At 69.1% G+C, this 26494-nt stretch carries 26 protein-coding genes and 2 pseudogenes; 16 read left to right on the plus strand and 12 right to left on the minus strand.

Features of this window, described 5'->3' with window-relative positions:
• Window positions 1-11: 11 nt before the first annotated feature.
• The gene (locus tag JIX56_RS46020) at window positions 12-239 is read right to left on the minus strand and encodes a transposase (RefSeq protein WP_257551507.1); all 228 of its coding nucleotides are present in this window, start codon (window positions 237-239) and stop codon (window positions 12-14) included.
• Entirely contained in the window at window positions 143-847 is a 705-nt protein-coding gene (locus JIX56_RS46025; RefSeq protein WP_257550229.1) for a transposase, read from the minus strand. Before JIX56_RS46025 ends, JIX56_RS46020 begins: the two co-directional genes overlap by 97 nt.
• Before the next feature lie 683 nt (window positions 848-1530).
• On the opposite strand from JIX56_RS46025, the gene JIX56_RS46030 reads away from it, so the two are divergent.
• The 5 genes from JIX56_RS46030 (at window position 1531) to JIX56_RS46050 (ending at window position 6360) form a co-directional block, all read left to right on the plus strand.
• On the plus strand, window positions 1531-2019 hold the full coding sequence (locus JIX56_RS46030; RefSeq protein ID WP_257550231.1) for a hypothetical protein: 489 nt from the start codon (window positions 1531-1533) through the stop codon (window positions 2017-2019).
• 162 nt (window positions 2020-2181) lie between these two features.
• Entirely contained in the window at window positions 2182-3285 is a 1104-nt protein-coding gene (locus JIX56_RS46035) for a hypothetical protein (protein WP_257550233.1), read from the plus strand.
• 284 nt (window positions 3286-3569) lie between these two features.
• A complete protein-coding gene (locus tag JIX56_RS46040) occupies window positions 3570-3803 on the plus strand; it encodes a hypothetical protein (protein WP_257550235.1) in 234 nt (77 codons plus the stop codon).
• A gap of 233 nt (window positions 3804-4036) precedes the next feature.
• The gene (locus tag JIX56_RS46045) at window positions 4037-4450 is read left to right on the plus strand and encodes an effector-associated constant component EACC1 (protein ID WP_257550236.1); all 414 of its coding nucleotides are present in this window, start codon (window positions 4037-4039) and stop codon (window positions 4448-4450) included.
• A complete protein-coding gene (locus JIX56_RS46050; protein ID WP_257550237.1) occupies window positions 4447-6360 on the plus strand; it encodes a caspase, EACC1-associated type in 1914 nt (637 codons plus the stop codon). Before JIX56_RS46045 ends, JIX56_RS46050 begins: the two co-directional genes overlap by 4 nt.
• A gap of 708 nt (window positions 6361-7068) precedes the next feature.
• On the opposite strand, the gene JIX56_RS46055 is transcribed toward JIX56_RS46050, so the two are convergent.
• The gene (locus JIX56_RS46055) at window positions 7069-8808 is read right to left on the minus strand and encodes a tetratricopeptide repeat protein (protein WP_257550239.1); all 1740 of its coding nucleotides are present in this window, start codon (window positions 8806-8808) and stop codon (window positions 7069-7071) included.
• Between the two features lie 54 nt (window positions 8809-8862).
• Here JIX56_RS46055 and JIX56_RS46060 point away from each other — a divergent pair, with 54 nt between their 5' ends.
• The 4 genes from JIX56_RS46060 to JIX56_RS46075 all read left to right on the plus strand — a co-directional run bounded on the left by JIX56_RS46060 (window position 8863) and on the right by JIX56_RS46075 (window position 12952).
• The gene (locus JIX56_RS46060) at window positions 8863-9102 is read left to right on the plus strand and encodes an aldo/keto reductase (protein ID WP_331597705.1); all 240 of its coding nucleotides are present in this window, start codon (window positions 8863-8865) and stop codon (window positions 9100-9102) included.
• Window positions 9103-9415: 313 nt separating this feature from the next.
• Window positions 9416-10735, plus strand: coding sequence for an aminotransferase class I/II-fold pyridoxal phosphate-dependent enzyme (locus JIX56_RS46065; RefSeq protein WP_257550241.1), 1320 nt, complete (start codon window positions 9416-9418; stop codon window positions 10733-10735).
• Between the two features lie 64 nt (window positions 10736-10799).
• On the plus strand, window positions 10800-11693 hold the full coding sequence (locus JIX56_RS46070; RefSeq protein ID WP_257550243.1) for a dihydrodipicolinate synthase family protein: 894 nt from the start codon (window positions 10800-10802) through the stop codon (window positions 11691-11693).
• A gap of 11 nt (window positions 11694-11704) precedes the next feature.
• A complete protein-coding gene (locus JIX56_RS46075; RefSeq protein ID WP_257550245.1) occupies window positions 11705-12952 on the plus strand; it encodes an MFS transporter in 1248 nt (415 codons plus the stop codon).
• Between the two features lie 60 nt (window positions 12953-13012).
• Here JIX56_RS46075 and JIX56_RS46080 read toward each other — a convergent pair.
• From JIX56_RS46080 to JIX56_RS46090, 3 genes and pseudogenes are all read right to left on the minus strand, one after another.
• Window positions 13013-13600: pseudogene (locus JIX56_RS46080) on the minus strand (flavin reductase family protein); the annotation flags it as partial.
• Window positions 13597-13740 carry a hypothetical protein gene (locus JIX56_RS46085; RefSeq protein WP_257550247.1) on the minus strand — a complete coding sequence of 48 codons (144 nt, stop codon included), beginning with the start codon at window positions 13738-13740 and terminating at the stop codon, window positions 13597-13599. The gene JIX56_RS46085 and the pseudogene JIX56_RS46080, both read right to left, overlap by 4 nt.
• 129 nt (window positions 13741-13869) lie before the next feature.
• Window positions 13870-14466: a hypothetical protein gene (locus JIX56_RS46090; protein ID WP_257550249.1), complete on the minus strand. Its 597-nt coding sequence runs from the start codon at window positions 14464-14466 to the stop codon at window positions 13870-13872.
• Between the two features lie 147 nt (window positions 14467-14613).
• Between JIX56_RS46090 and JIX56_RS46095 the strand changes: the two genes are divergently transcribed.
• Both JIX56_RS46095 and JIX56_RS46100 read left to right on the plus strand, forming a co-directional pair.
• Complete coding sequence (locus JIX56_RS46095) at window positions 14614-15198, plus strand: TetR/AcrR family transcriptional regulator (RefSeq protein WP_257550250.1); 585 nt, start codon at window positions 14614-14616, stop codon at window positions 15196-15198.
• 351 nt (window positions 15199-15549) lie between these two features.
• Window positions 15550-16092 (plus strand): hypothetical protein, encoded by a 543-nt coding sequence (locus tag JIX56_RS46100; RefSeq protein WP_257550252.1) that lies wholly within the window; start codon window positions 15550-15552, stop codon window positions 16090-16092.
• 147 nt (window positions 16093-16239) lie between these two features.
• Here JIX56_RS46100 and JIX56_RS46105 read toward each other — a convergent pair whose 3' ends face one another.
• On the minus strand, window positions 16240-16824 hold the full coding sequence (locus JIX56_RS46105; protein WP_257550253.1) for a TetR-like C-terminal domain-containing protein: 585 nt from the start codon (window positions 16822-16824) through the stop codon (window positions 16240-16242).
• Window positions 16825-16968: 144 nt separating this feature from the next.
• Between JIX56_RS46105 and JIX56_RS46110 the strand changes: the two genes are divergently transcribed.
• A complete protein-coding gene (locus JIX56_RS46110) occupies window positions 16969-17619 on the plus strand; it encodes a histidine kinase (RefSeq protein ID WP_257550254.1) in 651 nt (216 codons plus the stop codon).
• 366 nt (window positions 17620-17985) lie between these two features.
• Here JIX56_RS46110 and JIX56_RS46115 read toward each other — a convergent pair whose 3' ends face one another.
• Together JIX56_RS46115 and JIX56_RS46120 are read right to left on the minus strand one after the other, a co-directional pair.
• The gene (locus JIX56_RS46115) at window positions 17986-19494 is read right to left on the minus strand and encodes a molybdopterin-dependent oxidoreductase (RefSeq protein WP_257550255.1); all 1509 of its coding nucleotides are present in this window, start codon (window positions 19492-19494) and stop codon (window positions 17986-17988) included.
• A 194-nt stretch (window positions 19495-19688) separates the two neighbouring features.
• Entirely contained in the window at window positions 19689-19892 is a 204-nt protein-coding gene (locus tag JIX56_RS46120; protein ID WP_257550256.1) for a hypothetical protein, read from the minus strand.
• A 27-nt stretch (window positions 19893-19919) separates the two neighbouring features.
• Here JIX56_RS46120 and JIX56_RS46125 point away from each other — a divergent pair, with 27 nt between their 5' ends.
• Window positions 19920-21356, plus strand: coding sequence for a sensor histidine kinase (locus JIX56_RS46125; protein ID WP_257550257.1), 1437 nt, complete (start codon window positions 19920-19922; stop codon window positions 21354-21356).
• Window positions 21357-21374: 18 nt separating this feature from the next.
• A complete protein-coding gene (locus JIX56_RS46130) occupies window positions 21375-22010 on the plus strand; it encodes a response regulator transcription factor (protein ID WP_257550258.1) in 636 nt (211 codons plus the stop codon).
• Here JIX56_RS46130 and JIX56_RS48260 read toward each other — a convergent pair.
• Both JIX56_RS48260 and JIX56_RS46135 read right to left on the minus strand, forming a co-directional pair.
• Window positions 21996-22379, minus strand: coding sequence for a PLP-dependent transferase (locus JIX56_RS48260; protein WP_443032093.1), 384 nt, complete (start codon window positions 22377-22379; stop codon window positions 21996-21998). The genes JIX56_RS46130 and JIX56_RS48260 overlap by 15 nt on opposite strands.
• Entirely contained in the window at window positions 22376-22543 is a 168-nt protein-coding gene (locus tag JIX56_RS46135; protein ID WP_306819956.1) for a PLP-dependent transferase, read from the minus strand. Before JIX56_RS46135 ends, JIX56_RS48260 begins: the two co-directional genes overlap by 4 nt.
• 487 nt (window positions 22544-23030) lie before the next feature.
• Between JIX56_RS46135 and JIX56_RS46140 the strand changes: the two genes are divergently transcribed.
• Window positions 23031-23936: an alpha/beta fold hydrolase gene (locus JIX56_RS46140; RefSeq protein WP_257550259.1), complete on the plus strand. Its 906-nt coding sequence runs from the start codon at window positions 23031-23033 to the stop codon at window positions 23934-23936.
• 325 nt (window positions 23937-24261) lie between these two features.
• Window positions 24262-25523 (plus strand): annotated as a pseudogene (locus JIX56_RS46145) (transposase).
• Between the two features lie 60 nt (window positions 25524-25583).
• Here the strand turns inward: JIX56_RS46145 and JIX56_RS46150 are convergent.
• Window positions 25584-26420, minus strand: a complete 837-nt coding sequence (locus JIX56_RS46150; protein ID WP_257550260.1) for a class I SAM-dependent methyltransferase — start codon at window positions 26418-26420, stop codon at window positions 25584-25586.
• Window positions 26421-26494 lie beyond the last annotated feature (74 nt).

Below are 26494 nucleotides of genomic sequence, written 5' to 3' on the forward strand. Positions count from 1 at the left end.
AGCGGTCGAGGTCAACTGCCGAGGGTCCGCCAGGACTTGGGTCGGGGAAATCCCTGCTGGTCCTGGTAGGTCTGGAAGGCGGTCGGAGGTCTCGGTGGAGAGGTTGTTTCGGTCACTGACCGGCCGCTGAGGCGTTCGATGTTCACGGCGATGGTCGTGAGTGCGCGTCGAAGGTGGGCTTTCGGCTGTCCTCGGTAGCGGCAGCGGCGCATGCCGTGTCCGTGGGCGAACTCGTTGATGGTGCTCTCGACTCCGGAGCGGACCGCGTAGCGGCCCTCCAGTCGGGGGTCTGCTGCTCGGCGCGGACACGGACTTGCAGGTCGCGCAGTTCTCGCGGGGGAAAGCCCACGTTCCGGGTACTCTCGCGGGAGTTGGTGCACCACGATCCGTCCAGCAGGTGCCCGGCGGTGCCGGCGACCTCCTCCAGTGCGGCACGTACCGCCTCGGTGACCAGCTCCGACCGGGTCAGGTCACGCACGGCGGCCAGGACATGGGTGGAATCGGTGCGTTGTGTGGTGCGCTCCCGCACCAGCCCGGCCTCCTTGAGACGGGCCAGTGCGAGGTCGAGGAGCCGGTCGGCCCGGTCGCCCTGGGCGAGACGGTCGGGGACGTCGGCCGGCACGCCGTGGTGGAAGTTGGGATCGTCCAGCTCCATGGCCATGGCGTACTTGAAGTCGATGCGGCAGCGGACCGCCTCGGCGGCCTGACGGTCCGACAGGCCGAGCAGGAACCGCAGCACACAGACAGTGGCCAGCTGGGCGGGCGAGAGGCCCGGGCGCCCGTCGCGTGGGTACCAGTCGGAGAAGTCCTCATCACACCACAGCCTGTCAGCCGGTCTCGCACCCATATAGCCGTCGTACCGTCCGGGTTATTCGCCCGCGCGATCTGCGCGGTCAGATTCGGGACCTGCTCACCGGAACGGGGACGGAGCGACAACGGACACCTCGACGACTTCATCGGTACTCGTATCAGCCCCGAGCATGCCCGCTTGATCACGCTGCCGCACCGCGAAATTCCAAGATCCCCGACAGAGTCAAGCTAGCGTCGACTCCACGAAAGCTGTACAGGGTTGCCCTGTTGCCTATCGAAAGGCAACAGGAATGTACCACCGTGGAATTTCCTGATCCATAGCGTGTTGTTCCTGGTCACGCGACTGCGTTGACCTCAATGCGTCAGCAGACTGCCGGGTCTCCTCCAAAACAGGCCCTATCTCAACGGGCTCTTCCTGGGCATACTGATGTGGTCGAGGAAATTTCCCCGGCACTCCATTGTTGTTCCGTCAAGGAGGATCGTGATGGCTGCCAAGGTTACGCAGAAGACGGCAAAGTCAGCAAAGCCGGCACCGAAGGCCCCCATGAGCGGTAAGGTCACCCGATACGGCGCGTACGTCAATCTGCAGGGCTAATTCACCTCAGGCTCGGGGCGCGGGAACTCCTTCGCCCCGAGCCTGCGCCGCTACAGCGGTTGCCGGGAATTCAAGAGGCGGGTTCAAATCGCCAGTAATCCGGCCGTCAGTATCCGGTCTGCCCCTTGCGTGGCGCAACTGGGTCCGGATTTCACGCGACCAAGGGTGGGAATTTCCTTTTCAAGGACCTGTCGATCGCGGCCGCGGCGATCGCTGGCCATACCCTCGATCTACTGGATGAGAATGCCGACCTCTGCTCACCGGGCGTGGTCGGGGAGGTCTGCGTCAGCGGTATGGGGCTGGCCGGGGGTACCTGGGGAGCCCGGACCGTACCGGCCGCCCGGTACATATCTCACCCGGTCCGCCCTGGGCGCAAGATGTTCCGCGTCTCACCGATGCGGAACATCTTCCGCCCTGGGCGCAAGATGTTCCGCATCGGTGAGACGGCCAAACGGCTGTCGGACGGCGGTCTGCTGCTTCTCGGTCGGACCGACGGGCAGCGCGTCGAGGAGGCGCCCGCGCGCGTCACTGCCGGAATTCGGCGGGTTCAACTGGGGGACGACGTGACCCGCCGAAACAAGCGTGCCTGTGGCCGCGCCATTTGGGGCGCTTGAGCGTCCGGAGTCAACCGAAGGAGAGTCATGAGCAAAATCCAGGTAACCCGGGGCAACTGCCCTTGCCTGCGAGCGGACCCCAGAGAGCTCGCCGCTGGCCCTGACGGGCCGCTGTGCACGGTGGAGGAGTCGAGTTGCGCTCCCGCAGATCTGCTGGGGGCGATGCCCGAGGCCGAGCCCGGCCAGCCCGGCGACATCGCCGTGGGTTCGGACGGCATGGTGGAGCTGCGCCTGTCCAAGTTTCTGGCCCTTTACGACGGCGACTTTGGCGACGACTTCCTGCTCATCACTTCCGAGCGGGTGCGCCGCAGCATCCGTCTCGTGGCGGACATCCCGCAGCCCGTCCACGAGATGAAGTGGACAGGCCCGGAGAGCAGGGCCCCGTTCGTCGAGCAGCTACGGGAGTGGCGTGCACGCGAACGTAAGGCATCCGTGCTGTGGATCGCGGAGGACCTGTTCGAGCATCTGCTGGACGAGGACGGGGCGGGCGTCAAGCTTGGCGCCATCTCCTACAACTCCTCGGAGTTCACCCCGCTCTCCCTCAGCCAGTACCTCCGGATCATCGCGGGCACCGACTACGAGTCGGAGCTGGCGGTTGAGGGGAAGATGCTCTCCCTGATGGACGACGCCGAAGCGCTGGTGCTGGCCACGCCGGCGCTGGGTACCCGGTGTGTCTTCCAGCACCACGAGGCCGAGCACTGGTTCTCCTTCCACGGACCGCTGCGCTATGGCGACCAGACGGTGCTGCCGACCGGGGAGATTTCGACCCTCGCCGATGGGCCGGGAGCCTACGACCGCAACAGTCGGCTGCCGATCGACGGTGAGATCGTCATCAAGGGCTCGCCGATCATCCACCGCGGCGACAGGAGCATAACCGCGGAGCACACCGCCGACACCTACACGCGCCTCGCCCCGATTGAGGATCTGCCCGTCGTGGCCCACGTCCGCAACGGGTATATCCACGACTTCACGGCGCCCATCCCGGAGGCCAAGCGCCTGCGTGACACGTTCCGCGCACTGGTGGAGGCCGAGCCGCGCTATCGCAAGATCCATGAGTTCGGCTTCGGCACTCACCCGGGCTGCGCCGACCGGCTGCGCAGCAACTTCCACCCCAACGAGCGCTGGCCCGGTATCCACATCGGCTTGGGGCTGGGTGGCTACACCCCGTTCCACATCGACCTGGCGCTCACTGAGGTCGAAGTACTCCTCGACTCGGCGGAAGCGGGCATGGTGCCGCTGTACCAGACGCTCGGTCTACGCCGCTGACGACGGCACCTCCCGCGTGTGTCCCGGCCTCCGCGGCCCGGTGCACGCGTGGGGTGTCGATTAATACCGGGTTCCTCTTTCGGCGGATATGTGTCTGGTGGGGGGAAGTTGACGGTCCTCGGGGCGGGTGCTGGGCGATGGTTTCACGGGCACGACCAGGGCATGACGACGAACGCAGGGTCGTTCGCCCGTTGTCGCGGGCGCGGAAGGTTCTGCGCGATGCAGTGAAGATCCACCAACCTGAAGTAGCTGGTCGCAGGGCTGGTGTGGGTGAGTGCTCCCGTGTGGCCGAGCAGCTGCGCACGGAGACGGGACCGCACGCACCGCCGCCTGCCGCGGGGCAGGTCGCGGGCCGTACGGTGCTGCTGGTGCCGCAGCGCGAGCCCGGCACGGACGAGACGGCGCTGCCCCCGGACTACCGGCGGATCATGGCCGTGTGCGGCAGGCGGATCTCGCGGATCGTGGCCACCATCCGGGCCAGCGTGGTGATCCCAGGCAGCAGCACCCGGTTGGGGTGATGCTCCTTGCTGATCGGTATGAGCGTTCACCCTTCGGTCCCGGCAGGGCTTTCGCTGTTCCGGCAAAGAATCGCCGAACACTTGTGTGGCGTGCGTCATGTGACCGGGTCGCAAGCCGCCGGGCGCGGGCGGGCGTGGCGATCAGCGCTGTGCACCCTTCAGGACCCGGGTTCGTATAGGAGGCGAAGCAATGAGAAAGTGCCCAAAACCGGGGGTGCTCGCGGGATGATGTGATGGTGACATTCACGGATTCCCTCCAGGCTTCTGGGCAGTTGCGCATCCGTATCGAGGACGAGGCCGACGAGCTGAGATCCCTGCTCGCTTGGCTGCGGCAGGAAGATGCGCTGCGCGGGCGGGTGCGGCCCGAGAACACGCCGGTCGGGCAGGGCGAGATGGGCGGGGCGCTGGACGCTCTCGTGGTAGCCGTCGGCAGCGGAGTGGTCACGGCGCTGGCCGGCGCTCTGGCCGCCTGGATACCGCATCGCCGTGCGGAACTGCGGATCACAGTCACCACTGAGAGCGGCCGCACCGTCGAGGTGGACGGCAAACGTGTCGACGTCCCCGCCCTGGTCGAGATCCTCGAGCGGCTCTTGGCAGGGAACGCGGAGGACAACGAGCAGCGGAACGCGGTAGAGGCACCGGAATGAACCGGTTTCCGGATCCGGCTCGCTCCAAGGCCGTCCTGATCGGCACGAGCCGATACGCGCACACCAGCCTGCACGAGCTACCGGCGGTGCGGGCGAACCTCACGGAGCTACGGGCGGTCCTCACCCATCCGGTGAGCGGCACCTTGCGGGCCGAACACTGCACCGTGGTCGACGATCCCGCAGTCCCCGATGACGTCGGCACCCCCTTGGCCCGTGCGGCGCGCGACGCGACGGACGTACTGCTCGTCTACTACGCAGGCCACGGGCTCATCGACGATGGGGGCGGGCTCCAGCTGGCTCTGTCCAGGACGGACCCGGATCGGCTGAAGTGGACCGCGCTCGCCTTCGGCGTCCTTCGGGAGGAGATGGCGAACAGCTCTGCGGCCGTCCGGGTGCTCGTTTTGGACTGCTGTTTCTCCGGCCGAGCGCTCGCGGCGATGTCGGACGGGAGGGGAGTCATCACCGGACACATCGAGATCACCGGCACGTACACCCTCACCTCGACGTCCGCGACCACCACCTCGCACGCTCCGCCGGGCGCGACCCACACCGTCTTCACCGAAGCGCTGCTCACGGCGCTGCGCGAGCCGGATCCGCTGACCCTCGACGACATGTTCAGGGCGGTACATCAGCGCCTCCGGTCCCAGGAGCGGCCACTGCCCCAACGCCTGGCGGGCGGCACGGCAGGCGAGCTCACTCTGACGAAGGGCCCGCCTCCGGAGGCACTCGAGCCGACTGCCGTCGCCACGTCACGCCCGTCCCCGCTGAGCCGTCGTCGGCTCCTGGCCGGAGGGAGCGCGACCGCCGCGCTGGCGCTCGGCTCGACCTACTGGGCGGTCAGGGACCGGTTCGACCACGCGGCGTCCGGTTCCGGGAGCCCGGCGGGCGACGGCACCCCGACCGGGGAACACTCCCGTTCGGCCAGCGGTTCGTCGGGCGGCGAGGTCACCGGCGCAACCGAGGTGGGTCGGCCGCTGTCTGGTCACGACGACACCGTCCACGCGGTCGCGTTCCAGCCGGGCGGCCATATGCTGGCCAGCGGCAGCGCCGACCGGACAATCCGCCTCTGGAACGTGACGGATCCGGCGAAGCCGAAGCCGGTCGGCACACCCCTGACCACCGCGACGGACGACATCGCCTGTCTGGCGTTCAGCCCCGACGGGAGCCTTCTGGCCGCCGGGGGCCACGACAACAAGATCCGGCTGTGGAAGGTGACCGACCCCGCACGGCCAACCCCCCTCGGCGATCCGCTGACCGGCCACTCGGACGCCGTTTTCTCCGTCGCCTTCAACTCCGACGGCAGCCTCCTCGTCAGCGGCAGCGCCGACCGGACCCTGCGCCTCTGGAACGTGACGGATCCGGCGAAGCCGACACTGATCGGGCGGGCCGGTGCCGGCCACTCGGATGCTTTGACCTCGGTGGCGTTTGGTCCCGAGACCCTCATGGCCAGCGGCAGCGCCGACGAGTCGATCTGGTTGTGGAACGCCGCCGACCCGCCATCCACGGTGGGGAAACGCCTCACCGGTCACGGGCACCGCGTCTACAGCGTGGCGTTCAGCCCGGACGGCGGCTTCCTGGCCAGCGGCGGGGGCGACAGGACCGTCCGGCTCTGGGACGTGAGCGACCCGGCGGCGCCGAAACCGGCGGGCCAGCCGCTGACCACCACAGAGGCGGTCTACTCCGTCGCCTTCGCCCCCGGCGGGAAACTCCTCGCCGGCGGATGCGCGGACGGGAAGGTCCATCTCTGGAACATGGCCGCCCCGGCGGAGCCGGTACCGCTCGGCACCCTCCTGACTGCCCCGGACACCGTGTACTCCATCGCCTTCGCCACCGCTGGCGAACTCCTCGCCGCGGGCGGCACCGACCGGACCATCCGTCTCTGGGAGGTCACCCGCCCGGACAGTCCTTAGGAGGGCTACGAACGGCACACCGCCAGGCCCAGATGACGAAGACGTCGATGGCCATGAGGGCGACCAGACATAGGGCACAGGGCAGAGGGCAGAAACAGGAACGCAGGAGCTGCCAGTGCCAAGCCGGCGGCTCATCCGTGTGACCATCGAGAACAGATCATCGCCTCGCTGGTCGCGGTCAGCGTTTCGTAGCCCCGGCACAAACGGCGCGCACGCATCAACCATGTCAGTGCGCGCTCTACACCCAGCGTATCGGCAGCACTACAAAGCCCTCCATGTCGTCAGTGTGCTTGACGACTTCGAGGGACGACGACGAGTTTCTGACGGCACCAGCCGATGAGGGCCGGTGCAGCCGCCATCGGCCCAGACCAGGCAGATGTCCCAGTGCAGCCGACGCAGCCGCAGAAGTAGGGGCACGGCCGCATACGTTCGCGGCGCGCACCGCGACGACCAGGAGCAGAGTCAGGACATCGGTCACGATGCGCTGCTTCCTGCCATTGATCTGTTTGCCTCCGTCGTAGCCGAGCGGGACAGCGGGCACCGTCGTGGCGGCTGGCCGGCACCGGCTATGCATCGATGATCCCGGCCGTTCGGTATCCACCTCGCGGCCCTCGCGCTTACGGACCCGGTCACGCAGCCGGTCGTGGGACTCGGTGATCAGGACGTGCTGGTGCCAGCTGCCGGCGTACGACCTGAGGGCGTTTTGCGTCAGGTTGTTCCCGCAGCTGATGCGACGGTCCGGGTGAGAGGATGACTGCTGCCAAGCGCCCGCCGGCAGTCATCGCGCAGTGCGGCCAGCATGACGGCAGCCGTTTGCGGGCCTTGTGTGCGGCGCGCGACCAGGAGCTGGTCGTATCGGGTTGCCAGAGTGCGGGGGTGGGTCGGGCCGTGGAAGCGCTCTTGGTCACGGAGTACCTCTGACAGGACTTCCAGGGCTCTTTCCGGCTCGCCGGTCTGTGCCAGGAGCCTGCCGAGTTGATGGCGGGTGCTCAGAGTGCGTGAATGCAGGCCGAGAACACGTTCCTGGTCGCCCAGGAGGGCCTGCAACTGCCTCATGGCCTCGCGGAGGTCACCGGACCGAGCAACGAGGAGCGCCAGCTCGAAGCGGGTGCTGAGCGTGTGCGGATGTGCCCCGCCCAGAATGCGTTCCTGGTCATGTAGTACCTCGGTGATGCAGGCGAGGGCGTCAGAGGTCCGGTCGATGTGGCCGAGGGTGCGCCCCACTTCCTGACGCGCCAGCAGGACGTCCACATGATCCGGGCCCAGGACTGCCGTCATGTCGGGAAGCAGCTCCCGAAACAGGCGTAGTGCCTGGGGGGCGTCTCCGTGTTCCCGCAGGAATCTGGCTTTGCTGCTGCGGGTCACCAAAGTCGCCGTATGACGGGGGCCCAGGACGCGCTGCCGGTCCAAGGCGAGGCGGTCGAGGAGAGCGACGGCCTCCGCGTGGCGGCCCGCCTCGGCGAGGTATCGGGCTATGTCGTGACGTGCAGCGAGGGTGTCGGGGTGATCCGAGCCGAGCTGCGCATTGCGCTGCTGGTGCAGCTGACGCAGCAGATGCACGGCCGGCAGCGGCTGTCCTGCGTTGCCCAGGGCGATGGCGTGCGCGTAGTCGGCGTCAGGCACCCCGTGGCGGCGTGCGGCGTCGAAGGCCTCCAGCGCGATGGATGGCCGCATCAGGTCCACGGCGGCCCAGCCGACGTCGAAGGCGTCCTCCGGCGCGACGGCAGCGAGGAGCACTTCCCAGCTGCTTTCGGGTATGGCCGGCAGACCGGGCAGGTCGATCAAGTAGTCGAACGCCAGATAGCCGCCCGGGTCAGGCAGCAGAAGGCTGCTTGCCCCCTGCACCGGCGCGGTGGCCCACATCAGCGCATCCTCCAGGGGCTCCGGACGCAGGACGGCTCCGCCACGAGCGGACAGGTAGATCTCGTGCAACGGCACCAGCAGCGACGCGCCCACGGGCCGGTGCAGGCCCATACGCCGACAGTCGACGGCGGCGGCGACCAAGGCGGCACCGCGCGGATGCTCACCCGTGTGCCAGGCGTGCATCCAGTCGCTGAGCAGTTCCGGGCCCGCCGCCAGCACCTCGGCGACCCCGAACCGGTCGGACGCCTGAGCCGCCGCCTTCAGGCGCGGATCCCGATCCGATTCCCGGGCCCGCCCGACCTCCTGTGGTGACCACAGACGATCCAGCTCCACCGGCTCACCGGCATGGAGCAGCACTTCCCGGCCGGCCCGCCAGGTCGCTGCGTCGGTGACGTCGCGCTGCCGGGAGCTGTACCTGTCGTACTCCTTGCTGCGCATCGACGCCAGGAGCACTACCTGCCGTTCCGGACCGGCGAGCATCGCTTTGACCATCTCCAGAGTGATGCCTCCGGCCCGCAGGAACTGGTCGAACTCGTCGAACCACACCACACAACGCCGGGCCGCGCTGACCGTGGAAGAACCCACGACGCGCGCTGGCAGCCCGGCAACTACGAAACCAACCAGGCACTGGTCCGTGACCTGGGCGCGATCGCCGAGTGGAAGGGATGCACAGTGGCGCAGGTGGCGCTTGGCTGGCTGCTGGCCCAAGGCCAGGACATCGTGCCGATCCCTGGCACCCGCAGCGCACAGCGCGTGGCCGAGAACGTCGCCGCCGCGCACGTCACCTTCACCCCCGAAGGGCTCGATCTGATCGGCTCGCTCCTGCCGAACGGCGCGGCCGGCGACCGCTACCCCGCGCCGGTGATGCCCGCCTGGTAACACCGGGACCGCCACAGCGACGTGACAGCAAACCTCACCCTCATGACACTCGGAGTGCTCCAGTCGATCGTGTACTACCTGTCCACGCAGAGCGATGACGCCGTCCCCCCACCCCGCCCGCTGATGACCGCCACGGCGGCCTGCCTGGCACCCTCGCCGCAGTCGGCGTCGCGCTGCTGGCCACCCTCTGCTGCGCCGGGTCGGGCGCGCGAGGTGGCTGCCGCAGGTGCTGTCTTCCCCGGCCGCCGGTAGCCATGACCCATTATTTGGCATAGGACAAAAACTGCTAGGGTCGGTGGCTGGAGGTGATGACGTGGAGATCAGGGGGACTACCGCGGCTGAGATCGCCGGCAGTGTCCGGGACCAGGTCGCTTCGGGAGAGCTGGCGTCGCGGGCATCGCTGCCGCCGGTGCGGGCGCTCGCCGCTGAGCTGGGTGTCAACCGGAACACGGTCGCCCTGGCGTACCGGCGGCTCGTCGAGGCCGGGGTGGCCGAGACCCGAGGTCGCGGCGGCACGGTGATCGCGGCGGTGCCGCAGCTTGCCCGTGAAGGCGTGGCCGTCGGGGGCGACGCGGTCGACCTGGCCAGTGGCAACCCCGATCCGGAACTGCTGCCCGACATCCTGGCTGCGGCCAGGGGCGGGCACTACTGCCATCCCCTGTACGGGGTGCCCGCCCTCGACGCGGGGCTGGCCGAGTGGGCCTCCGCCGACTTCGCCGAGGACATCGAGCAGCCGTTCCGGACGCTGGTGGCGCACGGAGCGGTCGACGCCACCGAACGCCTCCTCAACGCCCACCTCACCCGTGGCGACACGGTGGCGATCGAGGACCCCTGCTTCCTGGCGAGCATCGGTACGCTGCGGCTGAACGGTTACCGGTCCGCGCCGGTCCAGATCGACGGCGTCGGCATGCGTCCCGACGTCCTGCGGGCCGCACTGGAGGGCGGTGCCCGTGCGGTCGTCTGTACGCCCCGCGCCCACAACCCGACCGGCGCGAGCCTCACCGAGGAACGGGCGGCCGACCTCCGCGCGGTCCTGGCCGACCACCCTCAGGTCCTGGTGATCGAGGACGACCACTTCTCAGCCGTCTCCGCACGCCCGTACCACCGCATCACCCCTGCGACCACCGCGCGGTGGGCGCTGGTGCGGTCCGTGTCCAAGTTCCTCGGCCCGGACCTGCGTCTCGCCCTCGTCGCCGCCGACGCCGAGACCGCCGTGCGCCTGGAAGCCCGGTTGAGCGCCGGCACCGCATGGGTCAGCCATCTGCTGCAGCACATCGTCCGGGAACTGCTGCTCGATCCCGGTGTCCTTGAACTCCATGAACGGGCCCGCGAGGCATACGCACACCGCAGCGGCCTGCTTGTCGATCGGCTGCACGCCCGGGGAATCGACGTCCCTTACCGGCCCGACGGGCTGAATGTATGGGTCGAACTGGACGTCGACGGCCGGTCGGCGGTCGAAGCCCTGGCACGGCGGGGCTGGGCGGTACGGCCCGGCCACCTCTTCGTCCGTGACCCGTCCACCCACCGGGGCGGCATCCGGGTCACCAGCTCCACCATCAGCGAGCCGCAGGCCGAGGCGTTCGCCGCCGAACTTGCCGCAGTCGTAGCGGAACTGCGTACGACTGGCAGTTGACCACGACCGTTCTCTCTCCCCTGACGTCCTGCGACGTCCTACGAAGTCCCCTGGAGGAGTCATCATGTTCCGCGGCCTGAGTGCCTTCCCCCTCACACCCACTGATGAAGGCGGCATCGACGACACGGCGTACGCCACGCTCGTCGCTCGCCTCGCAGCCGTCGGCGTGGACTCGATCGGCGCGCTCGGCTCCACGGGTGGGTATGCCTACCTCACCAGGGAACAGCGTGCCCACGCTGTGAAGATCGCGGTCGAGGCCGCGGATGGTGTGCCGGTCATGGTCGGTATCGGCGCGCTGCGTACCGCCCATGTCCTGGCGCTGGCCGAGGACGCCCAAAAGGCGGGGGCCTCCGGTGTGTTGCTTGCTCCGATGACGTATCAGCCGCTCACCGAGGACGAGGTGTTCGGCCTGTTCGAGGATGTCACCCGCGAGTTGTCCGTGCCGCTGTGCGTGTACGACAACCCTGGCACCACACATGTGCATTTCACCGACGAACTGCACGGCCGGATCGCCCAGTTGCCGAATGTCGGCTCGATCAAGATTCCCGGTGTGCCCGAAGACCCGGCGCAGGCCAAGGCCCGGGTCGACGCACTGCGGGCGCTGATCCCGGAGACGGTCACCATCGGTGTGAGCGGCGACTGGATGGCAGCCCCGGGTCTGAATGCCGGGTGCGACGCCTGGTACTCGGTCATCGGCGGTACGTTCCCGCAGGCCGCGCTCGCCCTCACGCGCGCCGCTCGGAGCGGTGACGCCGAACGGGCGCTGGACCTGTCCGACGAACTCGAGCCGCTGTGGGCACTGTTCCGCCGCCACGGCAGCCTGCGTGTCATGTCCGCTGCCGCTTCGCACCTCGGCCTGACGGGGGAGCCGAACCTGCCGCTTCCCCTGCGCGCGCTGGACGAGGTCGCACGTCAGGACGTCGTCGCCGTGCTGAGCGCCCTCAAGCTCACCGCCTGAGCATGCGCGCCGTGAACCATCGGACCACCGAGACCGGAGCGAACGCGGCGAGCGTGTCGACTTCGACGGGCAGCCGCAGGGGCGGCTTGGTGCGCTACGTCGTCGCCGCGGCCCTGGCCCGCACTGCCGACGGGGGAGCGGTCGTAGCCGTCATCCTGCTCGTCACCTCGTCCGGTGGCTCGGGGACGCTCGCCGGTGCGCTCGGCGCGTGCATCACCGCACCGCACCTGCTCGGCCCGTTCGTCGCCCGCCCGCTGGACCTCGCCCGGGACGGACGCAAGGTCATCGCATCGGCCTGCCTGTTGTACGCCGCCGTGCTCACCACGGGTGTACTGACGTATGCCCGTGTGCCCGCCCTGGTGACCGCGTTGCTGCTGGCCGTGGCGGGCACCTGCGGCCCGCTGCTGACCGGCGGCATCAGCAGCCGGCTGCCCGCGATCGTCGGGCCTCGGACGCGCACCCAGCGGCGGGCGCAGGGCTGGGATGTGGCCACGTACGGCATCGGTGGCACTGTCGGTCCGTCTCTCGTGGCGGCCCTGTCGGGCTGGGCCTCACCTTCTGCTGCCGCTCTTGCTCTGGCGGGCGGCGCCGGTGTCGCGGCCGGGTGCGTGCTCCTCCTGCCGTACGCGCCCGCGGCCCACGGTGGGGACAAGGCTGGGATTCTCAAGCCGGGGCCCACCCTGGCGCTGGTGGCTCGCACCGGCCGACTGCGGCGCACCGTCTACCTGACCATGATCGTCGCGCTCAGTGTCGCCGCACTGCCGATCACCGCAGTGCACATGACCACAACCTTGGGTATCGACACATCCACCGCAGCGGTGCTGACCGCCGCCTACGGACTCGGCAACCTGGCCGGCTCCGCGGTGGTGATGGTCTTCCCGCTCAGCGGCGATCCGGACCGCCTCATGCGCCGCCTCGCCCTGGGGGTCGTCGTCGGCCTCGGCATGGTCGCCGTGAGCCGCGTCTTCCCCCTGTCCGTGGCGGCGTACGGGCTGACAGGTGTTCTCAACGCCCTTTTCTTCGCGGCCACTTTGGCTGCCCGCACCGAGTATGCACCCGTGGGGGTGCGTGCTCAGGTCTTCATGTGGGTGGCGGCCTTGAAGATCACGTCGGGGTCCGCGGGCACAGCCCTCGCCGGTTCTCTTACGGGCTTGGACGTCCGTCTTCCTCTGCTCCTCGGCGCCGCCGGGATTTCGGCAGCTGTTCTGACGGCGACGCTCGAGAATCGGGCCGCCAAGAGCCTCGCAGGCGCACAGTGACCGAGCAGGGCGGGGACCGCGCGGGCGCCCGCCGAGGGAGCACCCGACGCGTGTCGCGGCTTTGGCCGTGTCCGACCGGAAGCCGTGGCCGAGCTCGGGCGCGAGCCCGTGGTAGTGGCGGAAGTTGTAGATGAGCGGGCTCCACGCACCGGGGTCGATGTGGTGCGTGCCGGGTACGACGATGCGCTCGTCGGCGTGGACCCGGACCACCTCGCACTCGACGGACAGGAACCGGCCCTCCCCGCCCGGCGTCAAGGCGATGGACCTCGCCTCCAGCTGGAGGGGGCACTCGGCGACCCGGGGCGGCCGCACGAGGTCGGAGGGGAGCGGCGCCAGCCCGGCGGCGGCGAACTTGTCGGACTCGTACCGGTACACCGCCCGCTTGCTCTCCGGTACCGGATCGGCGCCGGTGAGCGGCGCCAGGCTCTCCACCCGCTCCCACAGATCGGGCGAGGCGAGATTGATCACCACGTCCGGTCGCTCGGCCAGATTGCGCACCGTCTGGCTCTCGCTGCCCAGGCCCAGGACGACGTGCTGTCCCAGTGCCCAGGCGGACGAGATGGGAGCGAGGTTGAAGGTCCCGTCCGCGTTCTCCGTGGTGAGCAGGACCACCGGCGTGCCGAAGTAGAGGATGCTCGGCCGAATCACCTCAGCAGGACGACGCGCAACAGAGCTTCGTGCGTCTGGAAGGCGTCGGTGACCGCGTCGCCGAACCGGCGGTAGATGCTGCCGACCGCGGTTTCTCCGCCGTCGCCGGAATGCTGCTCGGAGGCTGGTTCACCGAACACAGGACGGCCCCGGGACCGGCAACTGTCGGACAGACACCGGGTGAAAGCGGTGAGGGCGGACCCGGGCGGGCCCGCCCTCACCATGCGCGGCAGGGGGGAACTGCCCCGCGTCTGTGGGGCCTGTTCCGGTTATGCGGTGGCCTCTTGCGGTGGTGTCGCGCCGCCCTTCTTCGCTTTCTTCTCGGCGCGCTCGAGGTCGCGCTGTTGCTTCGCCTCTTCCTTCCTGCTCCGCTCGGCGGCCTCTTCCATGGCCTTCAGCTCATTGCGCACGGAGTCGGCCGGGCGGCGCTCGAGGACGGCGTCGTAGCGCATGGCCAGCTGGTCCAGGGCCTGGGTGTCGGACTCCCTGACCTCGGTCAGGATGGCCGTGCCACCCAGCGGGACCTGCTGGGCGAAGACACCGACGGCAGTGGTGGCCCGTTCGGCCCGCTTGTAGTCGTGGCCCCGCCCGATCAGCGCGCCGACGCCCCAGCCCATCAGCACGCCAAGGGGTCCGCCTAGGATGCCGACGAGCGAGCCGACCAGCCCGCCGACCGCCGTGTTCCGCCCTTCCTCGCCGTCCATGCCCTCGGGGACGCGCACCGCGCCGTCCTCGAGGCGCTCGATCAGGACGGCGGCACGGACCTCGGTCGTGGCGGGGCTGAGGTACTTCAGTTCGCTGAGCGCCTGGTAGGCGGTGGCGCGGTCGGCGAAGCGGAGGGCGACGGCGTTCTCGTTCACGGACATGAGCTCTCTCCTTGAGTCGGCAGGCCTCCCCGATCCATGGCCGGTGGTGCCCGAGTTGGCGAGGTTTCTCTCATCTGTGAGACAGTATGTATCGAAGAGTATCTGTGAGTCAACCTGTCTCATAAAAATCTGGGAAGAGGTGTCCCGATGTCCCGTACCAACGACGATCCCCGCGCCCGCCGCAGCCGCGCCGCAGCCCTGACCGCCGCCACCGAACTCCTCGTCGAAGGAGGGCCCGAACGCGTCACTCACGCCGCCGTCGCCGAGCGGGCCGGAGTCGGCCGCGCCACGGTCTACCGGCACTGGCCCGACCAGCAGGCTCTCCTCTTCGACGCGCTGGCCAACGACGTCCGCCCCCTGCTCACCTTCGGCGAAGGCCCGGTCCGCCACCAACTGGTGACCCAGCTGGAGCAAATGGCTGACTGGCTCAACCAGCCCGTCGCCGTATCGGTCATCGCCACCGTCGTCGAACGGGCCGAGCGGGACGAGGACGTACGGCGCATCCGCGAAGAGATGTTCGGCCACGCCGACGAGCATTTCGCGGGCGCGCTCGCCGCTGCCGTCGACCGCGGCGAGTTCCGCCCCGGCATCGAGGAACATGCCAGAGAAGTGGTCTCCCGGATCCTCGGCCCCCTGCTGTTCCAGCGGTTCATGCTCGGCGCACGACTCGACAAGGACACGGTGATCAGTTCGGTCGACGCCGCGCTCGCACCCTGGCTGCCGAACGCGTGAGGGTCCGATGCGGGCCGGCGGGCCACGCACATGTTGCTCAAAGGGCTCGGGGGAGTGGCTTCGGGCATCGGCCGTGCGCCGGAAGTGGGACACACGTGTTCCTGTCCTTGCGGCAGCCGGCCGAGGCCCGTCAGATTCGTAGAACTGGGAATTGCCGCACGGTTCTTGATGCCCGTCAGAAGCAGTGAACTCGCGGAGCCGTGGGACCGCTCCATGGCACGGCCTTGGCACCGAGCCGGGCCACTTTGCAGGGACTCGCTCAACTCCCCGGTACTTCAGCCGCGTTGCGGGTGGCCCCACCGCCTGGGCACCACGCGCGCGGCCGTAACGTCCTTTCGATACGGTTCCGGCATGTCCGATCTCGACGCTGAGCAACCGTCGGCCTCCGGCTCCCCGGAACCTTCTGCCCAGAAGCTCGAAGCCCTGGGCGAGCGGCTCAAGGAACGGATCTACGCGGTGATCACCATGCTCGCCGTGGTGGTCGGCCTGGCGCAGAACGCGCATGCCCGGCACAGCACGGCGGCGTGGTACGTCACGGGCACCGCGGTCGGCTTGTGGCTGGCGACGTTGGTGGCCGACATGCAGGCCCACCGCGTCGTTCACCAACGGTTGGCCGGCCGCCGCGAGGTACGGCACCTGCTGTTCGTCAGCAGCCCGCTGCTCAGCTGCGCCGCGGGCCCGCTTCTGATGATCGCCCTGTCGGCGGCCGGCGCCCTCGGTCTGTCCACCGCGCTGTGGATCGCGGTCGGCGTGGACGTCGCCTCGATGGCGGTCTGGGGCTTCGCGGGTGGGCGGCGGATGGGCGGTGGGTTACTGCCTTCCGGCGTGGCGGGGCTGATGGACGCGGCGATCGGCGCGGGCGTGGTGATGGTGAAGGTGATCACTGGGCACTGAGTGCGGCGGCAGGGGCTGTATCCCTGGTCCGAGCGTCGGCTTCAGCCGTCGATGGGCGCGGCCCTGAGGGCGAGGGCGGGCGCGTGAGGATGCGGGGTGCCGGTCGGCTGATGTTCGAACCGTTCGGTATCGGTCTGTCTGCGGCTGTCATGGGTTCGGTTGCCAGGCCGTGAGGGCGGCGTCGACCGTGTCGGCCACCGTCTCCCTGTCCGGCCGCGCGCCGAGCATGAGCCGCAGGAAGAGCAGGGGACCGAGGATCCGGGAGACCAGGTCCCGGGTGTGTTCTTCGACGCCGGCGCGTAGTTCACCGCGTGCGACGGCGGCGGCGAGCGCGTCGGTGAGGTGCTCACCGGCGCGGCCGAACATCTCGTCGCGCAGGCTTCGTATGTCCGGGTCCCGCTCCGCGCGCTCCATGACGGTAGCGATGACGGAGGCGGAGACCGGCTGGTTGAGCCAGTCGGCCTGCTGCTGCAGGTGTGTCACCAGCTCGTCGCGGACCGGGCCGTGGCCCAGGGTGAGGATGGGGTGGGCGGCGCTGGTCAGGGTGTCCAGGAGGAGGGCCCGCAGGTCGGGCCAGTGCCGGTAGACGGTGGCGCGGCCCACTTTGGCCCGTGCGGCGACGGCGGCGTGGGTGATGTGTCCCGGTCCTCCTTCGGCGAGGAGTTCGGTGGCGGCGGCCAGGGCGTTGGTGCGGCTGCGGCGGGCGCGGGGGTCGTCGTTCGTACGGTGCATCGGGGCACCTCTCCTTCCGAGCAACTTGTGAGACGACTTGACTCACAAAGAGTCTCTGATACATACTGTCTCACAGATGGCGCGGAACCCGCGGCAGCGGGCCCCGCACGTCACCCACCCCTTGAGGCTGCAAGGAGAGAGCTCATGTCTGTGACCACGAACGAGAACGCCATCGCCCTCCGTTTCGCCGACCGCGCCACCGCCTACCAGGCGCTCAGCGAGCTGAAGCACCTCAATTCCGTCACCACCGAGGTCCGCGGCGCCGTTCTGATCGAGCGCATGGAGGACGGCACCGTCCACTTCCCTGAGGGCATGGACACGGAGTTCGGACGCGGCACCGCGGTCGGCGGGCTGGTCGGTTCGCTGGTCGGCATCCTCGGCGGCCCCCTCGGCGTGTTGATGGGCTGGGGCATCGGTGCGCTGATCGGCGGAGGACACGACTACCAGCGGGCCACCGAAGCGACCGAGGCCGTCGGCGCCTTCACGCCGCATGTCCCGCCGGGCGGCACCGTCATCCTTGCCGGGGTCGAGGAGGCCGACACGGAGGCCATGGACCTGCTGGCCATGCGCTACGGCGCTGCTCTGGAACGCCGCCCCGCTGACGACGTGCGGGCCGAACTGAAGGCGATGGAGAAGGCGGCTGACGAGATCAGGAAGCAGGAGGCCAAGGACAAGCGCGACCGCAAGCGCGGCGAGCGCGAGCGCAAGACCGGCGAGCGGAAGAGCAAGGACGGCGCCGACACGCCAGGGCCGAACCTCGCCCCGGCCGGCACGTCCGCCACAGACGCGGGGTAACACCCCCCTACCCCGCAAGGTGGGGGCGGGCCGGCCAGGTCCGCCCCCACCGTGTTCATTCGTCGCCGGCCCGGCCCTCACGTCGGCTGTAGGGCCACCAGTCGCCTGTGACTTTGCCGGGGAGTACAAGGCGAGTGCGGTGTTGAAAGGCGGGTTGGTGCCATGGCCGACGCGGGCAGGCGTGAGCGCGAGACCAACGGACACGGCGACGCCATGAGCGGCGGCACGAAGCGAGTGGCGGCCGCGCCCTCGCGGGGCTCGGGTCCCGCGACCGCATGGCGTTCACCGAGGCGCATGGCGTTCACCGAGGAAGGGGAGGCGTGCACCTCAGCCTTCAGGCGGGGACCTCCGCCCGGCGGGAAGTGCTCAGGTAACCGTGACCTTCATCGTGTGCCAGCCGGTTGCCCCGTCGGGCAACGGCTTGTGCGCCTGTCCTGTCTGTACCTGGCCGGTGTTGTCGGTGGCGCGTACTTGCAGCCGATGTTTGCCGGGCGTCGCCTGCCACGGCCAGCTCCACTGCCGCCATGTGTCCACCGACGGCACCGCCGCGAGCTGTGCCTGCTGCCATGGTCCGTCGTCCACGCGGACCTCCACCGCGGACACCCCACGATGTTGCGCCCACGCCACCCCTGCCACCATCACCATGCCTTGCTCCAGACGCTTGCCCGCGGTCGGCGTGTCGATCCGCGACTGTGTCTTCACCGGAGCCAGCGCCGCATAGTCCCGCCGTACCCAATAGGCGCTGAAGTCCGAGAAACGGCTCAGCTCCAGCTCCGTCAACCACTTTGTCGCCGATACGTATCCGTACAGCCCGGGCACCACCATCCGGACCGGGAACCCGTGCTCGACCGGCAGTGGCTCCCCGTTCATCCCGACCGCCAGCAACGCGTTCCGCCCGTCACGCAACGCTGCCGTCGGCGTGCCGGCCGTGTAGCCGTCCACGGAACGGCTCACCACCTGATCCGCCCCGTCATCCGGCTCCACCTCATCCAGCAGATCCTTGATCGGTACCCCCAACCACCGGGCGTTACCGACCAACTCACCACCGACCTCATTGGACACACACGCCAGCGTGATGTAACGCTCCACCATCGGCCGTGCCAGCAATTGCTCGTACGTCAGGGTCAGCGGCCGTTTCACCCGGCCATGAATCCTCAGCCGCCAGTCCTGCGGTTCCATCTGCGGCACCGTCAAAGCCGTGTCGATCCGGTAGAAGTCCGCGGTCCTGGTCACGAACGGCTCCACTCCAGGCACGCCGACGGACACCTTGGCGGGCAAGGGCGGTGCCGGGCTCGACGGGGACGGAAGAACCACCGCGGCCCGGGCCGCGGCCACACGCTGTGCCCAGATCTGGCGTCCGCCCGGTACGGCCGCCACGGCCGCACCCATCGCTCCGCCCGCCAGCACGAGAAACCGCCGCCGGCCCGGTGGCCGCCGCGCGCCGTCCACGTTCACCGAGATGTCGGCATCCGACGACGGCGAACGGGCCCCCTGCACGGGGGTGGGGCCTTCCTGCGCCGTCACGTCCGTGTCCGGGCCGGTGTCGTTCCCCAGGTCCTGCGCCGATGCCGCCGCAGGGCGCGGCAGGGTGCGACGCAGCAGCACCAGAAGGCCGGCGGCGGTCAGTGCACCGGCCACCGTCGGTAGTGGGTACGCCCACGTGGCGCTGGGCCGGGTGGCTGACGCGAGTACGCCGATCACCCCGAACACAGCGACGCCGGCCAGCCCGTACCCGAGCCGGCGCATGGCCAGTACACCGATGAACGCGGCGAAGACCGCCAGCACCAGCACGATTCCCGCCTGAAGCACCAGCTTGTCGTACGTGTAGAACACCGTGACCGCGAACTCCTTGACGGGAGTCGGCGCGGCGTCCACGGCAACGCCCCCCACCGCCACCAGGGGCGCTGAGGGCCCGCCCGTCGCGGCTGCCACCAGCTCACCGACGCCCAGGGCGAGCGCGGTGGCCGCGACGCCGGCAAGCTCGCCGTACCACTGCTTGGGCGGTTTTTCTGGTGTCGGCCGACCTGTCTTCTGAGTCTCCGTGTTGATGCCAGACATCTGACCGGCGCTTATCGGCTGACTCGGCGTAGCCGGGCGAAGCCGACACCCAGCAGGACCAGACCGACGATCGCCACGATCGGTCCGACGACCGCCCACAGCGTCACGCCGCTCATCGCTGAGCCCTGCATGACGTCGAGTCCCTGCAAGGTCCAGGTCACGCCGCCAAAGATCAGCATTGCGCCGAAGGCGATGACGAGCCAGTTCTTCTTCATGCGGGTACCTCCAGGTGTGGAGCCGAGGTGCTCGACAATGAGCGTGACGGTTCTGTGGCCGCGGCGGCGACAACGGTTCGTTGGACCCCGTTGTCAACCGATCGACGTACGCACGGCTCCACCGGTGCGTGGACGTTCCTCGGCGCCGAGTCCGGCACACTGGACGTGGCGCCCGAATACTGGCGGCCGGATCTGGGCGGCGAAGGTGGGCAGGGCGTGGCAGTGCGCAGCACCGTCGACTTCGGATACCGCTACCGCGCCGGATGGCATGTCCTCGTCGGCGCTGTCGCGATACCACTTGGCGTCGCCATAGCCGCCGACGTCACCGTGGCGCTCGGACAGCGCCTGCTTGCCCTCAGTACGCTCGCCGTCATCGTCGCCTGGTACGCCTTGGTCGCTCCGAGGGCCATGGAAAACCGCGACGAGCGTTGGGGTGCGGCCTACTTCGCCGCCCTGGCGGTCGCGTTCCCGCTTCTGCTCGCCATAGCCCCGATCGGTGGCGCGCTGCTGTTCGCGCTCTGCCCACAGCTGTTCGTGATGGTCGCGAGGTGGCGGGTACGTGTACCGCTGCTGTTGATCCTCTACGCCGAACTCGCCTGGGCCATGTTCGCGCGGGTCGGAGTCAGTCGCTACACGCTGGCGATGGTCGGCGTGAGCGTTCTGGTGCCCATGACCGTGACGATCCTCGTGGGCGCCTATCTGACCGGCATCCGCGAGCAGAACCGCAAGCGGGCCGCGCTGATCGAGGAACTGACCCGTACGCGGGCCGCCCTGGAACGCGCGGGCCACGAGGCCGGCGTCCATGCCGAACGCGAACGCCTGGCCGCCGAGATCCACGACACTCTGGCACAGGGCTTCACCAGCATCCTCATGCTCGCCCAGGCCGCACGGACGACTCTGCCCCGTGACCCGACGGCCGCCGACGGCCAGCTCGACATCCTGGAAAAGACCGCCCGCGAGAACCTCGCGGAGGCACGCTCGCTGATCGCCGCATCGGCCCCGGTCGACCTGACCGGCCGCAGCCTCGCGGATGCGCTGGACCGGCTCGCCGCCCGGCATACCCGCGACACGGGTACGCGCGTCGAGGTGTCGATCGTCGGCGAGCGGTCCGGCACATCTACCGGCACCGATATCGCCCTGCTGCGCACCGCGCAGGAGGCCCTGGCCAACGTCGGTAAGCACGCTGACGCCACGACGGTGCGGATTGAGCTACGCCACGAAAACGGCCTTATGACGCTGGCAGTGACCGATGACGGCCGGGGCTTCGACCCGGCCACCGTCCGGGGTGGATACGGCCTGCTCGGCATTCGCACCCGCGCCTCCAGCCTCGGCGGAACCTGCACGGTGCGATCGACTCCTGGCCGGTGCACCACGGTGCGGGTCGAACTGCCGATGGCCCCGGACGAGCAGGCGGCGCGTAGCCTGCAGCCTGTGCTTGATCTCAGCTCCACACCCGACCACTGAGCAGGCGGAACCGGCTCGATGACTGTCAACATCCTGATCGTCGATGACCATCCCGTCGTACGCTTCGGCCTCCGCGTCATGCTCGAGGCCTACGACGACCTGCGGGTCGTGGGCGAGGCCGGCTCCGGCGACGAGGCGATCGTCCTCGCCTCCGCGACGCGCCCGGACGTCGTCCTGATGGACCTGCGGATGCCGGGTACTGATGGCGTTACCGCGACGGCGCGCATCCGCCAGGAGCACCCCGGCATTCGCGTGCTCGTGCTGACCACCTACGAAGGTGACGCCGACATCCTGCCGGCGATCGAGGCCGGCGCCACCGGGTACCTCCTCAAGGACACCCCGATCGGTACCCTGACCGACGCGATCCGGGCGGCAGCCCGTGGCGAAACCGTCCTCGCCCCACTCGTGGCCGCGCGGCTGGTGACCCACATGCAGGCGCCGGCCGGGGAGCAGTTGACCCCCCGGGAGGTTCAGGTGCTCGGCCTCGTCGCGCGCGGTCTGTCCAACAGTGAGATCGGTCGGCAGCTGTACATCGGCGAAGCGACGGTGAAGACGCACCTGCTGCGAACGTTCGTCAAGCTGGGTGTCAACGACCGCACCGCAGCCGTCACCGTCGCTCTCTCGCGCGGCATCCTCACCTCACCCCACCAATGACGCTCCGTATACCGGCCATTGCGCACGCTTGTCGACTCGCGACCCCGCTCCTCGGCCGACATCAGGCAGGGCCTCTCGCGTCTGCGCGTGCGGCCCGACAGCTGTGTCAGGGCGTGGGCACCCGGCCGGGTCCAGAGCTGCGGCCAGGTCCGCGATGAGGTCATCGGGGTCTTCCAGTCCCACCGCCAGGCGCAGTAGGCCATGGGTGCGAAACACCTCGGGGAACATGGCGGCGCGAGCGGCGGGGGCGTCCTCGTGGACGATGAGAGTCTCGTCGTGGCCGAGCGACACTGCGGAGGTGATCAGCCGCAGGCTGTTGACGAAGGCATTGCGGGTGTCGTGCCCGGCGTCGAGAGCGAAAGCGATCAGCGCGCCGAGCCCTGCCCGCCGAACTGCCGCTTGGCGAGCTCATGCTGCGGGTCTGCGGGAAGCTCCGGGTAGGCGACGTGCAGCACGCGGGGATCGCCGTCGAGGAACTCAGCCACGCGCTGGGCGCCGACGAGGTGCCGACGCAGGCGAAGCGGCAGCGTGATGGAATGGACTTCCTCGGATCACTGTGGTGGGTCCGGCCCGGTAGTTGCTGGAGCAACCCGGCTGCTGCCGTCTGACGGGCCCCGGAATAACCTCCAGGCCGCCCAGGCGACAAGCTCAGGGAACTCCAGTTCACTAAGGTGACCTGAAAGTGTAATAAAACGACCGACCGGGCGGAGACCGCAGGCCGGGCAGATTTCGCCGGAGTCGTCGACCGCCTACTTGGGTCACCCCATGAGGCTACGGCCGGCGACACGCTTCCGGGAGGGGGAGGGACGGGCCCTCACCTTGTGCTTTATCTTCGGGCGTCACGCAGAGTAATAGCTTGGCTCAGTATCGAGATGAGTTCTGGCACCCCTTCGAGTGTCCGGCCAGCAACGAGACGAGACGAATCGTATTGCATCACTCCGGGGTGTGCATCATGATGATGACGCAAGATGACGAGACGGCTCGTCTCGTCATTGAGTCGTAAATGTGAGGAGCGGTGCCGTGAATCAGCGGTTTATCCAGATCGACCCGGCGGTGCGGCTATGGTCCGAGGTGCGCGGCGACCCCCGGCATTCCACCCTGTTGCTGATCATGGGGGCCGGGGCGTCTGGGCTGGGCTGGCCGGAGGGACTGGTTGATGCGTTGGCCGTGCGCCACCGCGTCATCCGCTACGACCACCGGGACACCGGCCGCTCCAGCTTGAGTTTCGACACGCACCCGTACCGCATCGTCGACCTCGCCTCGGACGCGATCGCCGTCCTCGACGCGTACGAAGTGGAGCGGGCGCACATCGTCGGTCACTCCCTCGGCGGCATGCTCACCCAACTGCTGATCGCCGATCACCCCGAACGGCTGCTCAGCGCGACCGTGATGGGCACCGGCGCTCTCAGCAGCACCCCACTGTCGCACCCGGACGGCTCCCGAACTCCCGTAGACCGACTCCCGCCCATCGACGCACGGGTGCTCGAACTGTGGTCCCACCCCCACGAGGACCGTGGCCTGGAGGGCGAGCTGGACCACCGCGTGGAGCACTGGCGGCTGCTCAACGGCGATCAGATCTCCTTCGACTCCGAGGAGTTCCGGGCCTCGGAGCGCCGCATCATCGAGCACGCCGGGCGCTACGAGGCGCCCATGACCCACGGGCGCGCGGACCACTCCGGCATGGACCGCACCGAGGAACTTGCGCGCACCGAGGTGCCGACCCTGGTTATCTCCGCCCCGGCCGAGCCCGTCTTCCCACCGCCGCACCCCGACCATCTCGCCCAAGTGATCGCCGGGGCACGGCTGGTGGAGATACCGGGCATGGGGCACGCCCTGCCCCGCGCCGTCCACGCACCCCTGGCCGCGGCCGTTCTCGACCACACCCTGGCCACGGACGCCCGCGCCCGACCAGGGACGGGGACGTAACCTCGATCTCCTGGTCGGCTAAGCGCGGCACCTGGCGAGGAAGATCCAGGCGTGTTCGTCAGCTGGCGGCGGATGGTGTGCCGTCCTAGCTGTGCTCAATCCCCTGGTGGGTGATGCTCGGTGAACGGGGGAACTCGTCCTAGGCTTCAGCTCGCGCCGTTTGCGGCCATCGCCCACCTCAGTGGCGGCCCGATGAGCACACTGGCGGCCCTCGAACAGAGCTCGCACTTGAGGGGGTCTTTGCTTTCGCCAGATAAGCGGGCGGCCTTCGCGCGATCGTGTGCCGTGTCGAATCAGGCTTCTGATCAGCGTGAAGGCCGTGAAAATGAGTCTGCTCTCATCCGGGGCCCGGCGGGAGACGCTGGCGGAAGTCTCTCGTTTTCGGGGCGATTTCTCTGCGTGCCTGACCGCCCGGGGCGATGAACTGTTCGAGCTCGCGGACGCGGTGCTGTGCGCGGTCGGCCGGGTGAGGTCACCGGTCGATCTGATGCTCACACCGGAGCACCGGCGTGGTCACGGAGGGATGTACGGCGGCCTGAACAAGGGGCGTATCGACGCCGAGCAGCTGAGAACGGTGTTGGTCGGCCTGCCGCTGCCGCGTCTCCCTGATGGGAGGCTGGTCCTGGCCGTCGACGTCTCGCCGTGGTTCCGCTCCGACGCGCCGTGCTCAGCGGAAAGGTTGTTCTGCCATGTCTATGGCCGTGCGAAGTCCGCATCCCAGTTCATCCCGGGCTGGCCCCACTCCTTCGTCGCCGTCCTGGAGCCCGGCCGCACCTTCTGGACCACGATCGTGGACGTGGACCGCCTGGGGCCGGTGGACGACGCCACCGCAGTGACTGCCGCCCAGCTCCGCGACGTGGTCGAGCGGTTGATCGCGGCAGGGCAGTGGGTGTCCGGCGATCCGGAGATCGTCATCGTGGGCGACGCCGGTTACGACATCACCCGCCTCTCCTGGGTCCTGCGGGACCTGCCTGTCGAACTGGTCGGCAGGGTCCGCTCCGACAGGGTGATGCGGCTGCCGAAACCACCCCGCGTCTACGACCCGCAGGGCGGACGGCCACCCAAGCACGGACCGGAGTTCCGCTTCAACACACCGGAGACCTGGCCCGAGCCCTCCGTCGTCACCGCGGCGGACACCACGAACTACGGAAAGGCCCAGACCCAGGCATGGGACCGCGTCCACCCACGCCTGACCCGCCGCTCAGCCTGGATTGACCATGAAGGCGAACTCCCCCTGGCCGAGGGCACCCTGATCAGGCTGAAGGTCGAGCACCTCTCCAAGGACCGCGAAGCGCCACCGGTCTGGCTGTGGTTCTCCAAGACCGGCGCCAGCATGCAGGACGTCGACCGGTGCGGCCCTGGGAGAGGCCCACCCCGCCCGCGCAGTTGACCCCGGCCCGTGTTCGCTGCGGGTTCAGGAACATCCGCCCCCACACGCTGTGTCCAGCCCGTGTTCCCAAACCCCGCGGCACCGGCCCCGGACGACCACCCGGTGTGAGGAACCGGTGGCGGGCTCCCCGCAACGACGTCGGCAAGACCGTCGGACGCTTCGAGACGCTGGTCGCTCTGTGTGACGCCCGAAGATAAAGAGCAAGCTCAGGGTGATGTCGCGGGAAGCCGACGTCCTCGCGCGCGGCGCACGGATCGTCAGAACGGGCCCGAGGCGCCGGTTCGCGCCGCAGTGACCGCCACCGTGGTGTACGACATCGTGAAGCTGCCCCCGATCGCGTCGAGAACGGCGCCGACATCCTCCAGCACCTGCGCCTGCTTGTTCGACGGGAGTTGGGTGAGTTCCGCGAGGGTCGGCAGCTGGTCCAGCCATTCGTCGCGTGTGTAGGACCGCTGCCAGTCGTATCGCCACTCTTGCGGGTCGCCGAACCCGCCCACCTCTCGCAACGCGTCGGCCACCTTGGTGAACGTCGCCTGGTACGCCTCCAGGGGGCGCTTGACCAACTGGAGGTCGAACGGCACATCGGGCACCGCCCGTTGGTAGACCGCGGCGAAGGCGTCCGCCAGGTCGCAGGGAAGCTGGAAGGCGTGCCAGAACGCCGCCAGCCGGCCGCCGGGTCGCAGTACGCGGGCCGCCTTGGACGCGCCGACGACCGGGTCCACCCAGTGCCAGGCCTGCCCGGAGACGACCGCGTCGAAGGTTCGGCCGGCGGGATTCCAGGCTTCGAAGGTCGCTACTTCGACCGTGAGCCCGCTGCGCCGCGCGAACTCGGCCATGCGGCCGTCGGGCTCGACGCCGAGCACCCGGCTGCCGACGGCGTGGAACTGCCGGGCGGCGATGCCGGTGCCGCAGCCGACGTCCAGGATGTCAGGTCCAGGACTGGCGGTGACGATCTGCTCCACCAGGGCGTCGGGATAGCGGGGCCGGGTCCGGTCGTAGCGCTCGGCGTCCACACCGAACGACTCCGCCACGTGTCGGTCTGAATGAAACTCGCTCTCGGAGGGGCCTGATTGCTCCCCCGGTGTCGTCGGCATTTGCCCACCATAATGCGGGCACGCGTCCCATTGCTTTTGTCTTCATCCTTTCCGCACAGCTGTCCGGACACCTG

Origin of the sequence: Streptomyces sp. CA-210063 (genome assembly GCF_024612015.1) — a bacterium.
In the GTDB taxonomy this organism is placed as follows: Bacteria; Actinomycetota; Actinomycetes; order Streptomycetales; family Streptomycetaceae; genus Streptomyces.

Bases quoted from the DNA above. Each gene is read 5' to 3' on its own strand.
- JIX56_RS46025 (WP_257550229.1), bottom strand. From the start codon at position 847: ATGGGTGCGAGACCGGCTGACAGGCTGTGGTGTGATGAGGACTTCTCC.
- JIX56_RS46035 (WP_257550233.1), top strand. From the start codon at position 2,182: ATGCCCGAGGCCGAGCCCGGCCAGCCCGGCGACATCGCCGTGGGTTCG.
- JIX56_RS46045 (WP_257550236.1), top strand. From the start codon at position 4,037: ATGGTGACATTCACGGATTCCCTCCAGGCTTCTGGGCAGTTGCGCATC.
- JIX56_RS46050 (WP_257550237.1), top strand. From the start codon at position 4,447: ATGAACCGGTTTCCGGATCCGGCTCGCTCCAAGGCCGTCCTGATCGGC.
- JIX56_RS46070 (WP_257550243.1), top strand. From the start codon at position 10,800: ATGTTCCGCGGCCTGAGTGCCTTCCCCCTCACACCCACTGATGAAGGC.
- JIX56_RS46090 (WP_257550249.1), bottom strand. From the start codon at position 14,466: ATGTCCGTGAACGAGAACGCCGTCGCCCTCCGCTTCGCCGACCGCGCC.
- JIX56_RS46095 (WP_257550250.1), top strand. From the start codon at position 14,614: ATGTCCCGTACCAACGACGATCCCCGCGCCCGCCGCAGCCGCGCCGCA.
- JIX56_RS46100 (WP_257550252.1), top strand. From the start codon at position 15,550: ATGTCCGATCTCGACGCTGAGCAACCGTCGGCCTCCGGCTCCCCGGAA.
- JIX56_RS46105 (WP_257550253.1), bottom strand. From the start codon at position 16,824: ATGCACCGTACGAACGACGACCCCCGCGCCCGCCGCAGCCGCACCAAC.
- JIX56_RS46110 (WP_257550254.1), top strand. From the start codon at position 16,969: ATGTCTGTGACCACGAACGAGAACGCCATCGCCCTCCGTTTCGCCGAC.
- JIX56_RS46120 (WP_257550256.1), bottom strand. From the start codon at position 19,892: ATGAAGAAGAACTGGCTCGTCATCGCCTTCGGCGCAATGCTGATCTTT.
- JIX56_RS46130 (WP_257550258.1), top strand. From the start codon at position 21,375: ATGACTGTCAACATCCTGATCGTCGATGACCATCCCGTCGTACGCTTC.
- JIX56_RS46150 (WP_257550260.1), bottom strand. From the start codon at position 26,420: ATGCCGACGACACCGGGGGAGCAATCAGGCCCCTCCGAGAGCGAGTTT.